Raw genomic sequence first — 12,789 nt, 5'->3', positions numbered from 1 at the left:
CCGGCGGAGGGACCGCAGCAGCAATCAGACATCAGGAAACCGACTCCTGGTGAACAGGGGACGAAGGCTTCCACCGTGGAGAGCGAACTGCGGCGCCACGCCGACACCGCGACAGAAGGTGAATGACCCTTGCACGGGGTGACGGGCGATGCGCAGCACCGCCGTCGCACGGTGACCGTTGCCCGTTAAACCTTCGGCGGCCAGCTCGGTCTCGTCGGATGCATTGCGCGGCTGCGGAGGCAAGGCCAAGTCCGCGCCGCCGAACACCTCGGCCTGGACCTGGTCACCATCCAGGACCACTCCTAACAGGCCGCCTTCCACTTCCCCCTCCGGAGGTGCTGTGGGAGGAGTGGCGTCGGCTCGCGCGGTCAGACGGTCGCCGTGGCGTCGAGGTCGTAGGGGCGGCGAGCCGCGAGGACGGAGAACAGGAGCTGCAGGAGGCAGAAGAGCAGGAGGGCCGCGAGTGCCCAATGAACGGTGCCGGTGGTGTCGCGGAGGGTCGCGGTGAGGGCGGGGCCGACCGCAGCGAGCAGATAGCCATAGCCTTGGGCCATCGCGGACAGCCGGGTCGTTTCGTCATCGCTGGTGGTGTGTGCGGGGATGGCTGCGAGGGCGGGGGCGAGGGCGGCCATTCCCACGCCGAGCAGCGCCGCCCACAGGATCGGGGCCGTGGCCGGTGCGACGAGGAGTCCCAGCAGTCCGAGGCCTCCACTGCAGGTGGTCAGCACCATCCACATGCCGATGCGCGTGGTGCTGCGGTAGCAGGAGGCGGTGATGACCACGGAGGCGACGATGCTGACCACGAGGGTGCCGGCGCTGAGCGCGCTGGCCTGGACGGGACTGGCTCCGGTGGCTTGTAGGAGGACCGGCTGCCAGGACAGCAGGGACAGTGCTTGCAGCGACTGCAAACCCATGAACAGGGTCAGGTACCAGGCTTGAGCGCTTCTGAGGAGAGAGCGGCGCGGGCGGGGCATGCGTGGTGGGGATGCGGCGCGTGTCGTGCGGGCCAGTGACAGCGGTATCCACAGGAAGAGCGCGGCCGCGACGGGGAGGATCCAGATTCCCAGTCCCGTGCGCCATCCGCGGAGGGCGGTCAGCCAGGGGGTGATCGCGGTCGCGGTGGCTGCTCCGGCTCCGATCATGCTCGCCGACAATGTCGTGAGCGCGACGGTGTGCAGGCCACCGATCTGCTGGCAGACGGCGGGTAAGAGGACTTGCAGCCCGCCGATCGAGCAGCAAGCCAGGACGGTTCCTGCGAGCAACAGGCACTGGCCATCGGTGATGCGCACTGCTTGGCCGGCAAGCAGAACACCGAGGAACACCACAATGCTCGTCTGCGTGCCGCTGCGACGGCGAAGGGGCGGCACGAGGAGTGTTGTCGCGGCGATGCAGAGGCAGGGCATTGCCGTGAGGATGGCCACCGCTGTCGTGCTGAGGCCCAGTGTCGCGCGGATCTCGGGCAATGCCGCGCCGACCGCGGTCACTGCGGTGCGAGCGTTGAACGCGGCCAGCACGAGTGCCCCGACTGTCAGGACTCGCCACCACATCGGGCGCACCGCAGGTATGACGACGGTGGGGATCGGCAGCGTCCGCTCGTTGGCGGACACGGTGGAAGAGGAGGAGAACATGCGCCCCTGTGCCTAGGCTGATGGCTGGACGTGCCGGCGCGAGGAGTTCGCTGCGCCGGGTGCGATGAGGACGAGATGCTGAGCTCTCGACTGAAGATCATCATAAGGCCGTCCGCGCGAGGCTCCGCCCCGGCCCAACCCTCCACTGTGGAGACCTCGCCGCGCCACCATTCCGGCCGGCTGGCGATCGCGCCAGAATGTGATCGCGGTCTCTCCGGCGGGTCTCTGCTCATGTCGAACGTCTCCGCGAACTCCATCCGGTTCTGCGCCGATTCGCCCGCAGCAACCACCTGGCGCCGAAGATCCTCCTGCGGCACCGGGGAAGCCGGCTGCTGCTCATGGTCGAGCGCCAACTGGTTCGTGCCCGGTCCCGCGTTGAAAGTGACTCTGGTCGCAACGTTTCCAGCTGCGCAACGGGCATCGCCGCGCTCAGATCGCATCATGGATCTCGATGAGGGCATCTGGCACCTGCGGTACCTGGCGCTCCACCCTCAGCTACGCCCACGTGAACTCGCCCACGGCGTCGGAGGTCGAGGGCATGACCGGGCTCCGGCTCCTCCTCGGTAGCGTGTGCTGAACCGCCATGTTTTTCGATTTGTGAGGACGCAATAGTGCCTGACCACGAGAGCTCGATGGTGCGTTTGCGCGGGGTGCGGGTGCACAACTTGCGCGGGGTCGACGTCGATTTCCCGCGCGACGCGTTGGTCGCCGTCACCGGCGTCTCGGGGTCGGGCAAGTCGTCGCTGGCGTTCGGAACCGTCTACGCCGAGGCCCAGGCTCGGTACCTCGAGTCGGTCGCGCCGTACGCGCGGCGGCTCATCGATCAGGCCGGCACGCCCGATGCCCGCGAGATCACGGGGTTGCCGCCGGCTGTCGCGTTCCAGCAGGCCCGAGGCGTGGCTCAGGCCCGTTCCACGGTGGGCACCGTGACCGTGCTGTCGAATTCCTTGCGGCTGCTGTTCTCCCGCGCGGGCACCTATCCCGATGGTGCCGAGCGGCTGGACTCGGATGCTTTCTCGCCGAACACGCCGGCCGGAGCGTGCCCGCGGTGTCACGGCCTCGGCCGGATCCACGAGGTCAGCGAGGCTTCGCTCGTGCCGGATCCGGGACTGTCCATCCGGGAGAAGGCGATCGCCGCGTGGCCGGGTGCCTGGCAGGGCAAGAACTACCGCGACATCCTGGCCGTGCTCGGCTACGACGTCGACCGGCCGTGGCGCGAGCTGCCTCAGGCCGAGCGGGAGTGGATCCTGTTCACCGACGAGCAGCCCGTCGTCACGGTGCACCCCGAGCGCACGGCTGAACGCATCCAGCGCCCGTACCAGGGCACTTATCAGAGCGCTCGCCGATACGTGCTGCACACGCTGGCGACCACTCAGAGCACGACACTCCGCAACCGGGCGCTGCAGTACGTGGAGGTGCTTCCGTGCCCGGACTGCGGTGGCTCGGGATTGCGGCCCGAAGCGCTGGCCGTGACGTTCGCCGGCGCCAACGTCGCCGATCTCGCCGCGCTTCCGCTCACCGTGCTCGCGGCCAAACTTCGCACCGAACAGGGCGATGACGTCGCGCGGGTCGTAGTCGCGGATCTCCTGGCCCGCATCGAGGCGCTGGTCGAACTCGGCCTGGGTTACCTCGCCATGGACCGCGCCACCCCGACCCTCTCGGCCGGTGAGCTGCAGCGGCTGCGACTGGCGGCGACGCTGCGTTCCACGCTCTTCGGCGTCATCTACGTGCTCGACGAGCCGTCGGCCGGGTTGCATCCCGACGACACCCAGGCGCTGCTGCGCGTGCTCGACCGGATCCGGGCGGCCGGCAATTCGCTGCTCGTCGTCGAGCACGAGCCGGAGATCATCCGCCACTCCGACTGGCTGATCGACGTCGGTCCCGGGGCCGGCGAGCACGGCGGGCGCGTGCTGTACAGCGGCCCGCAGGACGGGCTGGCGAGGTCCGCGGAATCCGTCACGCGCGCTCATCTCTTCGATCCGCCCGCGCCGACCAGCAAGAACCGCACCCCGACCGGGAAGATCGAGCTGCGCGGCGTGAGCCGGCACAACCTGGTCGAGACCGACGTCGACTTCCCGCTCGGCGTCTTCACCGCCGTCACCGGCGTGTCCGGGTCGGGCAAGACGACGTTGGTCACCGGCATCTTGGCCGCTGCCATCCGGGACCACCTCGGTGCGTCCCGCAACCACGCGGGCGACGACGAGGAGCCGGAGGCCGACACGTCCCGCCACGTTCGCAGCATCGTCGGCCTGGAAGCGATCAACAGGCTGGTCGAGGTCGATCAGCGTCCGATCGGACGCACGCCGCGGTCGAATCTCGCGACCTACACCGGCCTGTTCGACGGTGTGCGCAAGCTGTTCGCCGCCACCGGCGAAGCCCGTCGGCGGAAGTACTCGGCGGGCCGGTTCTCGTTCAATGTGGACGGTGGGCGCTGTGAAACCTGCCAGGGCGAAGGGGCTGTCGCCGTCGAACTGCTGTTCCTGCCCAGCAGCTACTCGCCGTGCCCGGCCTGCCATGGCGCCCGCTACAACCCGGAGACCCTCGAGATCCTCTACCGGGGCAAGTCGATCGCCGACGTGCTCGCCCTGACCGTCGACGAGGCCCGCGACTTCTTCGCGGACGTGCCTGCGGTCGCGCGCAGCCTTGACACCCTCCACGACGTCGGGCTGTCGTACCTCGCGCTCGGCCAGCCCGCCACCGAGCTCTCCGGTGGTGAGGCGCAGCGGATCAAACTCGCTTCCGAGCTGCAGCGAACGCGCCGCGGCCACACCCTGTTCGTCCTCGACGAACCCACCACGGGCTTGCACCCGGCCGACGTCGAGGTTCTGATGCGCTTGCTGCACGCGCTGGTCGACGTGGGCAACACGGTCGTGGTGATCGAGCACGACATGACCGTCGCCGCGGGCTCGGACCACGTGATCGATCTCGGCCCCGGTGGCGGCGACGAGGGCGGCTCTGTGGTGGCCGTCGGCGCTCCCGCCGACGTGGCCCGCGCACGTGCCAGCCGTACCGCACCGTACCTGCGCGAGGTGCTCTCGACCGGGAAGTCGGGCTGATTCGCGGGTTTTGCCGCAGGGCTTTGATGGCGTGCGCGGGAGAACGGGCGTACTGCACCGTCCTGTGTGGATGCGGCGGCGAGGCCCCGCCGCGCAAGGCGTTTCGCGGCGGGTCACTCCGGCGGTCGATCAGCCCTCCCGCACCTTCGGCTTTGCTTCCTGCTGCGGCTTCGGCAGATTCCGCTTGCTGATCAGCACGAGCGCGACGCCCATCGTGATGACGGCCAGGGCCGCCGAGGCGAACAGCACGGCCGATGCGCCCGCGGCGAAGGCCTGCTCGAAGACTCGCTGCAGGTCGTCGCGGGCTTCCGGTGGTGCGAGTTCCAGCGCGCGCTGCGCGTCGCCTTGGGCGGCCGCCGCCGCGATGGCGTCGTGCTGGGTTGCGGGTAGGTCGGCGGTCGCGACGACGCCGGCGAGCTTGGCCTTGTAGAGCACGCCGAGTACGGCGGTGCCGATTCCGGCGCCGATGGAGGCCAGGCTGGTCATCGTGCCGGCGACCATTCCGGACCGCTGCTTGTCGGTCACGTTCATCGCGACGGCGAAGATCGGGGCGCCCGCGATGCCGCCGCCGGTGCCCCACAGCAGCAGCGGGAACACCAGCGACCAGGGTTGCGTGGTGGGGCTGAAGGCCAGTGCCATCCAGGCGGCGCCGATGGCCTTGCAGGCGTAGCCGGTGGCGATCACGTAGCCGGACGGCAGCCAGGCCTGCATCTTGCCGCCGAGCATTCCGGCCGCCATCTGGGCGATGAACACCGGCGCGAGCAGGGCGCCGCTGGCGGTGGGGGACAGGTGCAGCGAGTTCTGGAAGTACTGCACGAAGTACACCGTGCCGCCGATGGTGAGCACCCGGGACATGAAGATGGTGAAGGCCGCGCCGGTGAACGCCGGCTTGGTGAACAGCTGCAGGTCCAGCGTCGGGTTGCTGACCCTGCGCTGCACGACCAGGAACGCGGCGAGCAGCACCACGGCCACGGCGAGCTGGATCAGCGTCGACGGTGCGGTCCAGCCCTGCTGTTCGCCGCGCAGCAGCGCGAAGTTGAGCAGGGCCAGCCCGGCGATCAGCAGCACGGTGCCGCCCCAGTCCAGCGAGCCGATCTTGCCTCCGCCGCCGGCGTCGCGAGGCAGGGCCCGCAGCCCGATGGCGAAGGCGACGATCCCGAACGGCAGGTTGATCAGGAAGATCGCGCGCCAGTCCAGGACGTCGATGAGCGTGCCGCCCAGCAGCGGCGCGATGAGGCCGGCCGCGGTGGACATCGTGCTCCAGGTCGCGATGGCCATGTTGCGCTGCTGGCCGTCGTAGGCGTGCGAGAGCAGCGGGAGCGCGTTGGACATCAGGATCGCGCCGCCGATGCCCTGCACCGCCCGGGCGAAGTCGAGCACCAGCGCGTTCGGTGCCATTCCGCAGGCCAGCGAGGCGAGGGTGAACAGCGCGATGCCGGTGAGGTAGACGCCGCGGCGGCCCAGCCGGTCCGACAGCGTCCCGGTCACCTGGGTGACCGCGCCCATCGTGATCATGTAGGCGACGACGACCCATTGGATGTCGGCCAGGGTGCCGCCGAGATCGGCCTGAATGTCGGCCAGCCCGATGGTCACGATGGTCATGTCGATGACCACCAGGGCCGTGGCGATCACGACCAGTGCGAGCAAGGCGCGTGACCGGGCGGCCGACGGCCCGGCGTCGGTCTCCGTCGTCGGAGCCACGAATCCCTCCAGTGGTGAGACGATCGCGGACAGTCGCGATCTTTCCATCGGAGGCTAGCCTCACCTAACAGATATATGCAAATATGCGCGTAAAACAATCTGTCGAGATGGCGCGGCCGCTCGGCCCGGCACGATGCGCGGGGCGGTGCTGATCTCCAGCCTCGTGAGCTGCGCGCCGAGGTTCGTCGACCTGGAGGCGCTTTCCCCGGCCCCGACCGGAAAACTCGGCACCACGGCGCTGCCGGCATGCCCGCGGCTACGGAGCCACCTGCTCCATGAGGGCGGCGAGGTCCGGGTTGCCGGTGGCGCGGAAGTCGTGGCGGACCCGCGTCGCGGACGTCGGCAGGCATGTCCTGGCTGAGCTTGAAGTTGCTCTTGGCCGATGTGACCCGGATCCGGAACGCCACGACGTGCTCGACGAGCCCCGCGAAGGTCTCCAACGACGCGGTCATGTCCCATTCCGGCTGTCGCAGACCTTCCAGCCCGCGCACGGTTTCCGACACGATGTGCAGGGTGTCGGCCGCGTCGTCGGTCACCTCGACGGTGCCGGTGAGGTGCACCGCCGCGTAGTTCCAGGTGGGCACGGCGGGTTCGTAGCCGTAGACCGTCGGCGAGACGTAACCGTGCGGGCCGGCGAAGATCAGCAGGACCTCGCGGCCGTCGCCGAACGACGTCCAGTGCGGGTTCACCCGCGCCAGGTGGCCGAACAGCGTGGTGCCGACGAGTTCGGTCGGTGCCGAGTCGCTCGGGACGACCACCGGCTGGCAACCTGCGGTACCCGGTGTGCGTCTGTTGAACGTAGGAGTTCACCGGCTGAGAGGCAGCGATGTCGAGGAGAACCGGAACGACCGTGGTCACGGCCCTGGCCGTGGTCGTGGGCACGGCGGGCACGGCGTTGGCGCAGGACACGTGGACTCGTGAGGAGTTCCCGGGCAGGCCCGAGATGGCGTCCTATGTGAGCACCGTGTCCAGCGGTGGCGGCGCGACCTGGGCGTTCGGCAGCTACAGCCGGCCCGGCGCGCCGACGTCGACCACCGCGCAGGCGTTCCGCCGCGAGGAGACCGGCCGCTGGGTGGAGGCGCCGGTGCCGGACATCGGCCAGATCGTCGCCTCCGCGGTGACCGGCCCGGACAACGCCTGGGCGGTCAGCCAGTTCACCAAGATGAGCTGGGGCGCGACGATGCACTGGGACGGCAGCGCGTGGACCGAGGTACCGCTGGAGGTGCCCGACGCTCCCCGGATCTCGCCCCACGACGTCACGGCTGTCGAGGCCGACGTCTGGACCGTGGGGAATGCGTACCGCGACGGCGAGGACCCGCTGTCGCGGAGCTTCGCGGCGCGTTGGGTCGACGGCGGATGGCAAGGGGTTCCGCTGCCGCCCGCCGCCCACGAGCAGAACTTCTCCAGCGTCGGCGGCGCCGCGCCGGACGACCTCTGGATGGCCGGCACGACCGTTGCGCGGCCGCAGCAGATCGTTTCGATGCACTGGGACGGCGCGCAGTGGAGCCACGTGGAGGTCCCGCCGCTGGACACGACGGACTCGGACTTCGTCACTGTTTACGGTGTCGCGGCCTACCAGCCGGATGACGTCTGGATCTCGGCGATCCAGAAGCCCTACGACGCCCCCGGTGCCGGCCAAACGATCCTGATGCACTGGGACGGCACCCAGTGGAGTCGCGAGCAGGCCCCCGCGCCGACCGGCGGTGCCGGGAAGCTCGTGAATGCCGGAGGCGCGCTGTGGAGCCTCGGTGCCGACGCGCTGCTGCGGTACGACGGCACCTCATGGCAACAGGTCGACGGGCCGCAGGAAGGTCCCCTCCGCAATGGTGCCGAGCTTCCGGATGGCCGCTTGGTCGGCACTGGCAGCTTCGACGACTCGACGGCCCCCCAGCCGTGGGCGGCCGTGCGGAACAGCTGACGCGCGGCCGGTCGGCCGGGAGGAGCGGGGCGTGCCGAAGTAGCGTCGAGCTACCTCGAACCGTCGTGAATGCATGCGTTTTGTGCTGCGGCTCCTCGGTTTCCCCAGGTTATCGTCCTCTTAGGACATGGATGGGAATCGAGGAGCCGCAGATTCATGATCGGCGCGCCTCACGTGACGGGCTAAGGAACGACTCGACGGCGTGCACGAGCTCGCCTGGTGCTTCTTCCGGAACGTAGTGGCCGCCGGGGACGGCATGACCGCTCACGGCCGCCGGATCGGCGTGGTGCTCCTGCCAGACGCGCACGACATCACGGCGGGCGAGGCCGCCCTCGGCGCCCCACAGGGCGAGCAACGGCGGCTGCAGCCGCAGCCCGCGGTCGTGGTCCGCCTCGTCGAGTTCGAGATCGGTCGTGAAGCCCGTGCGATAGTCCTCAAAGGACGCGCGCAGGTGCCCGGGATCGCTGAACGCGGCGACGTAGTGCTCGAACGTTTCCTTGTCAACGGCACCGGAGTCGAGGACGCGAGCGAAGAAGTGGCCGAGGTACGCCTCGACGTTCCCCGAGATCAGCTTCTCCGCCAGCTCGGGCTGCCGGTGGAAGAACCAGTGCCACATCGCGCTCGCCGAGTCAATGTCGAACGAGCGCATGACGACCCTGGTCGGCAGGATGTCCAGCAGCACCAGCGCATCCACCTCCGCGGGTCGGTCGAGGGCCCACCGGTGCGCCACGCGGGCGCCGCGGTCATGGCCGATCACCACCGCCGATTCATGTCCGAGATGGCGGATCAGGCCGCTCAGGTCGGCGGCGGTGGAACGCTTGTCATATCCCGAACGGGCCAGCCCCGAGGCACCGTAACCGCGCAGATCCGGGGCGACGACGGTGCGGTCGCGGCTGAGCGGCTCCATGACGTGGCGCCAGCAGGCACCGGTCTGGGGCCATCCGTGGAGCAGCACGACGAGCTCCGGGCCGTCGCCGACGACCCGGTAGGCCAACTCCACTTCGTCCAGGCGTACCGACTCGACGTTGTCCCGAAGCATGTTTCTCCCTTGCTGCATCAGCGTTTTCCGGATCGCGCCGCTCCCGGCGGCGGACATCAGCCCTCTGCCGCGTCGGCAACGGCCGACGGGTGCCGGGCGAGCAGTTCGTCGAGCCGTGAACCGACATTCGCGCAGTTCCGGCGCACGACGGACAGGAATGACGCGAGCACCGGCGACCGGTCGGTCACCCGGAACGACATCTGCAGGTCCGGCAGCCGGAATCGGGGCGTGACATCGCAGAACCAGATGTCGTTGCGGGCGATCAGCCGCATGCGGTCGGGGCCGAGCCCGACCCCGGCGCAGCAGGCGGCGAGGCCGGCGATCGTGTGGACGTCGCGCGCCAGCGTGGCGCCGTCGATGGGCGCCGGGTCCGTCCCGAACGCCGGTCTCAGGTAGGAGCTCACCGCGTCCGGGCTGGCGATGAGGTGCTCTTGGGCCAGTTGTTCGAGGTCGATGGACGGGCGCCCGGCGTACGGATGCGTCACGGAGACGACGGCCACCAGGTGATCGGCCCCGATCGGCACGGTGACCAGGTCCTCGGCCCCGGCGCCGCGAGGGCTCCCTCTGCCCACCGCGACGTCCAGTTCGCCGGCGAGGAGCTCCGCCGCCGCGGTCGGGCTGTCCAGTTCCTGCAGCGTGAGCCGGACGGCGGGGTGGGTGCGGCGGAACCTGCCGAGCACCCCCGGCAGCGGGTCGAGCAGCGCGGATCCGGTGAACCCGATCCGCAGCCTCCCGGTCTCCCCGCGCGCCGCCCGGCCCGCGTCGACGAGGGCGAGCCTCATCTCGGCGAGAGCTGCGCCCGCCCGGGTGAGGAACGCTTCGCCGGCCGCGGTCGGTAGGACGCCACGAGAGGTGCGATCGAAGAGCCGCTCACCGACCTCCCGCTCCAGCGCCGCGATCTGGGTCGACAGGGGAGGCTGGGCGATCCCCAAGGACGCCGCCGCGCGGCCGAAGTGCTGGTGCTCGGCGAGCGCGAGCGCGTAGCGGAGGTGGCGGGCTTCCATGAGCACACGATACTTCTCGAATATTGCGGAAGGCCTTGTGAGATATCGCGGTGGATGAGACCGGGGAGTGCGGTGTGACCTGGTGAGGTCGATGATCACCGCTCCAGAAGGGCCCCGAAGTGACCCGTCCGTCCTCCTCCGAGACCGTCGTCGTGCTCGTCCACGGTGCCTGGCACTCCGCCGTGCACTGGGCGGCGACGCAGCGCGCCCTCGCGCGCCACGGCCTCGCCAGCGTTGCGATCGACCTCCCCGGCAGCGGGCTCGACGCTCCCGTCCCGCTCGGCTTCCTCCTGCCCGGCCAGCCCGGGCTCACCAGCGAGAAGTCGGCCCTGAGCGACGTCACGATGCAGCAGAGCACCGATGTCGTGCTCGATGCCCTGGTCGACGTCCGCACGCGATTCCGGAACGTGGTCCTGGTCGCCCACAGCGCGGGCGGCGGCCCTGTCTCCGCGGCCGCGGAGCAGGTTCCCGAGCTCGTCGACCACGTCGTGTACCTGTCCTCGTTCGTCCCCGCCGGTCGCCCCCGGTTCGCCGACTACATCGAGGCCGAGGAGAACGCGGGCGCCGTTAAGATCCCGCCGGTCGGCGATCCGGCCGAGTTGGGTGCCATCCGGATCAATCCGCTTTCCGCCGATCCGGCCGAGATCGACGTCATCCGCCGGGCCTTCCTGAACGATCTCCCCGCAACGGCGCCGGATTCCTGGCGGCAGTTCCTGCACCCGGATCTTCCGTTCGCCAACGCCACCACGGCGGTCCCGGTCTCGCCCGAGCGCTGGGGGCGAATCGCGCGCACCTTCATCCGGCTGACCGACGACCTGGCCCTGCCGCTGGTCACCCAGGACCTGATGATCGCGGAAGCCGATCAGGTGGTGCCGGATCGGCCGATGCAGGTGTGCTCGCTGCCGGGCGGCCACTCGCCGTTCATGACACGGCCCGCGGAGCTCGCGACGTTGCTCACCACCATCGCCTTGCAGCCGGTCGCTCGATGACGGACCCGCGTTCCGGCGCACCGGCTGGACGATTCGTCCTGCCGATCATCCTGTCCGGAGTCTTCGTCCAGCTCGTCAGCGTGACCGTCATGCAGGTGGCCGTGCTCGACGTGCAGCGGGATCTCGGCGCCGGCCCGGGCGAGAGCCAGCTCGTTCTGGCCGGCTACACCCTCACCTACGCCTGCTCGCTGATCCTCTCGGCACGGCTGGGAGACCGGTACGGCTACCGGCGGATGTTCGTCGCCGGGATGGCGGTGTTCACCGGTGCGGCGATCGGGTCGGCCGCCGCGCCCGAGGCCTGGCTGCTGATCGCGGGCCGTCTGGTGCAAGGTGTCGGCAGCGGGATCATGGCGCCGCAGATCTTGTCGATCATCCAGTCGGCGCTGCCCGCGACCCGCCGGCCCGCCGCGTTGAGCGCCTATGGCGCGACCATGGCGGCGGCGTCGCTGGCCGGCCCGCTGCTGGGCGGTGTCCTGCTCCAGCTCGATCCGCTGGGATTGGGCTGGCGGGCCGCGATGCTCCTGACCGTTCCCGTCGGGCTCGTCGCTCTCCTGCTCTCGCCCTCGCTCCCAACAGTCCAAACTGGACACGAGGCGGGGAAGCGCGTCGATCCGATCGGGGCGGGCCTGAGCCTCGCGGGATTGGCTCTGCTGGTGCTGCCCCTGACGGTGGGGCGAGACGCCGGCTGGCCGATGTGGACGTGGGTGAGCCTGGCTTCGGCGGTGGCGCTGCTGACCGGATTCGCGATTTCCCAGCGAAGAGTGGCGGATCCGCTCGTTCATCCGGCCACGTTGGCCGATCCGTCGACGAGATGGGGGCTGGGGATCGTCCTCGTCTTCAACGCCGGAGTTCCCTCCTTCACCCTGCTGCTGTCGATGCACCTGCAGGGCGCGCAGGGCTGGAGCCCGATGCATACGGCGCTGACCATCACGCCGTACGCAGTCGGGGCGCTCGGCGGCAGCGGTGTCGCGAACCTCCTGGGGAGGCGTTTCGGGGCCTGGATCCTCGCAGCTTCCGCCGTCACGATGGGGTTCGCGTCCATCGCCGTCGCGGCGACCATTCACGACCCGGACGCCCGGTGGGTGCTTTGGCTCGTGCTCTGCCTGGGCGGAATCGCCTTCGGGATGTTCACCGCCTCGGCATTCACCCAGATCATCGCCAGGGTCCGCGCCGAGGCCGCGGTCTCGGTCTCGGGGCTGCTGCCGACCGCGCAGCAGCTGGGCGGAACGCTGGGCGTCACGCTCGCGGGCATGGCCTACTCGGCGCCCGCCACGAGCACCGGCGACGCGCTGTGGCACGCGATGACGTACGAGGCCGTGGTGTTCGCCCTGGCCGCGGCCTTCGCGGTCCGCCTGGTCGGCCGCCGCCACGAGACCGTCCACCACCGGCAACCCACCGCCAACGCGGCGTAGCCGGATGGAGAGCCCAGTAGGGCGGCGGCCATCTACGAACTG

11 protein-coding genes are annotated in these 12,789 nt (G+C 70.0%); 5 read left to right on the top strand and 6 right to left on the bottom strand.

Annotated elements, in window-relative coordinates:
- Positions 1–24: 24 nt before the first annotated feature.
- Both AB0I53_RS31395 and AB0I53_RS31390 read right to left on the bottom strand, forming a co-directional pair.
- Positions 25–321 carry a hypothetical protein gene (locus AB0I53_RS31395; protein ID WP_358610984.1) on the bottom strand — a complete coding sequence of 99 codons (297 nt, stop codon included), beginning with the start codon at positions 319–321 and terminating at the stop codon, positions 25–27.
- A gap of 47 nt (positions 322–368) precedes the next feature.
- Positions 369–1,514 carry an MFS transporter gene (locus AB0I53_RS31390; protein WP_358610981.1) on the bottom strand — a complete coding sequence of 382 codons (1,146 nt, stop codon included), beginning with the start codon at positions 1,512–1,514 and terminating at the stop codon, positions 369–371.
- Positions 1,515–2,079: 565 nt separating this feature from the next.
- Here AB0I53_RS31390 and AB0I53_RS31385 point away from each other — a divergent pair.
- Both AB0I53_RS31385 and uvrA read left to right on the top strand, forming a co-directional pair.
- The gene (locus AB0I53_RS31385) at positions 2,080–2,205 is read left to right on the top strand and encodes a hypothetical protein (RefSeq protein ID WP_358610978.1); all 126 of its coding nucleotides are present in this window, start codon (positions 2,080–2,082) and stop codon (positions 2,203–2,205) included.
- 55 nt (positions 2,206–2,260) lie between these two features.
- Positions 2,261–4,684: an excinuclease ABC subunit UvrA gene (gene uvrA, locus AB0I53_RS31380; protein ID WP_358610975.1), complete on the top strand. Its 2,424-nt coding sequence runs from the start codon at positions 2,261–2,263 to the stop codon at positions 4,682–4,684.
- A 129-nt stretch (positions 4,685–4,813) separates the two neighbouring features.
- On the opposite strand, the gene AB0I53_RS31375 is transcribed toward uvrA, so the two are convergent.
- Positions 4,814–6,385 carry an MFS transporter gene (locus AB0I53_RS31375; protein WP_358610972.1) on the bottom strand — a complete coding sequence of 524 codons (1,572 nt, stop codon included), beginning with the start codon at positions 6,383–6,385 and terminating at the stop codon, positions 4,814–4,816.
- Positions 6,313–7,143, bottom strand: a complete 831-nt coding sequence (locus tag AB0I53_RS31370) for an FMN-binding negative transcriptional regulator (protein WP_358610969.1) — start codon at positions 7,141–7,143, stop codon at positions 6,313–6,315. Before AB0I53_RS31370 ends, AB0I53_RS31375 begins: the two co-directional genes overlap by 73 nt.
- 68 nt (positions 7,144–7,211) lie before the next feature.
- On the opposite strand from AB0I53_RS31370, the gene AB0I53_RS31365 reads away from it, so the two are divergent.
- Positions 7,212–8,303, top strand: coding sequence for a hypothetical protein (locus tag AB0I53_RS31365; protein ID WP_358610966.1), 1,092 nt, complete (start codon positions 7,212–7,214; stop codon positions 8,301–8,303).
- A gap of 154 nt (positions 8,304–8,457) precedes the next feature.
- On the opposite strand, the gene AB0I53_RS31360 is transcribed toward AB0I53_RS31365, so the two are convergent.
- Positions 8,458–9,342, bottom strand: coding sequence for an alpha/beta hydrolase (locus AB0I53_RS31360; protein WP_358610963.1), 885 nt, complete (start codon positions 9,340–9,342; stop codon positions 8,458–8,460).
- A gap of 56 nt (positions 9,343–9,398) precedes the next feature.
- Positions 9,399–10,346: a LysR family transcriptional regulator gene (locus tag AB0I53_RS31355; protein ID WP_358610960.1), complete on the bottom strand. Its 948-nt coding sequence runs from the start codon at positions 10,344–10,346 to the stop codon at positions 9,399–9,401.
- Between the two features lie 119 nt (positions 10,347–10,465).
- Between AB0I53_RS31355 and AB0I53_RS31350 the strand changes: the two genes are divergently transcribed.
- Positions 10,466–11,335 carry an alpha/beta fold hydrolase gene (locus AB0I53_RS31350; protein WP_358610957.1) on the top strand — a complete coding sequence of 290 codons (870 nt, stop codon included), beginning with the start codon at positions 10,466–10,468 and terminating at the stop codon, positions 11,333–11,335.
- Positions 11,332–12,747, top strand: coding sequence for an MFS transporter (locus AB0I53_RS31345; RefSeq protein WP_358610954.1), 1,416 nt, complete (start codon positions 11,332–11,334; stop codon positions 12,745–12,747). Before AB0I53_RS31350 ends, AB0I53_RS31345 begins: the two co-directional genes overlap by 4 nt.
- Positions 12,748–12,789 lie beyond the last annotated feature (42 nt).

This window comes from Saccharopolyspora sp. NPDC050389 (assembly GCF_040655595.1).
Taxonomy (GTDB): Bacteria; Actinomycetota; Actinomycetes; order Mycobacteriales; family Pseudonocardiaceae; genus Saccharopolyspora.
Note: the sequence above shows the minus strand (reverse complement) of the source record. Positions and strands in the feature narration are given on the sequence as shown.

What these genes read in the sequence shown, in the direction of transcription:
- AB0I53_RS31345 (WP_358610954.1), top strand. Translation starts at nt 11,332, where the DNA reads ATGACGGACCCGCGTTCCGGCGCACCGGCTGGACGATTCGTCCTGCCG.
- uvrA (WP_358610975.1), top strand. Translation starts at nt 2,261, where the DNA reads ATGGTGCGTTTGCGCGGGGTGCGGGTGCACAACTTGCGCGGGGTCGAC.
- AB0I53_RS31365 (WP_358610966.1), top strand. Translation starts at nt 7,212, where the DNA reads ATGTCGAGGAGAACCGGAACGACCGTGGTCACGGCCCTGGCCGTGGTC.
- AB0I53_RS31355 (WP_358610960.1), bottom strand. Translation starts at nt 10,346, where the DNA reads ATGGAAGCCCGCCACCTCCGCTACGCGCTCGCGCTCGCCGAGCACCAG.
- AB0I53_RS31385 (WP_358610978.1), top strand. Translation starts at nt 2,080, where the DNA reads ATGAGGGCATCTGGCACCTGCGGTACCTGGCGCTCCACCCTCAGCTAC.
- AB0I53_RS31360 (WP_358610963.1), bottom strand. Translation starts at nt 9,342, where the DNA reads ATGCTTCGGGACAACGTCGAGTCGGTACGCCTGGACGAAGTGGAGTTG.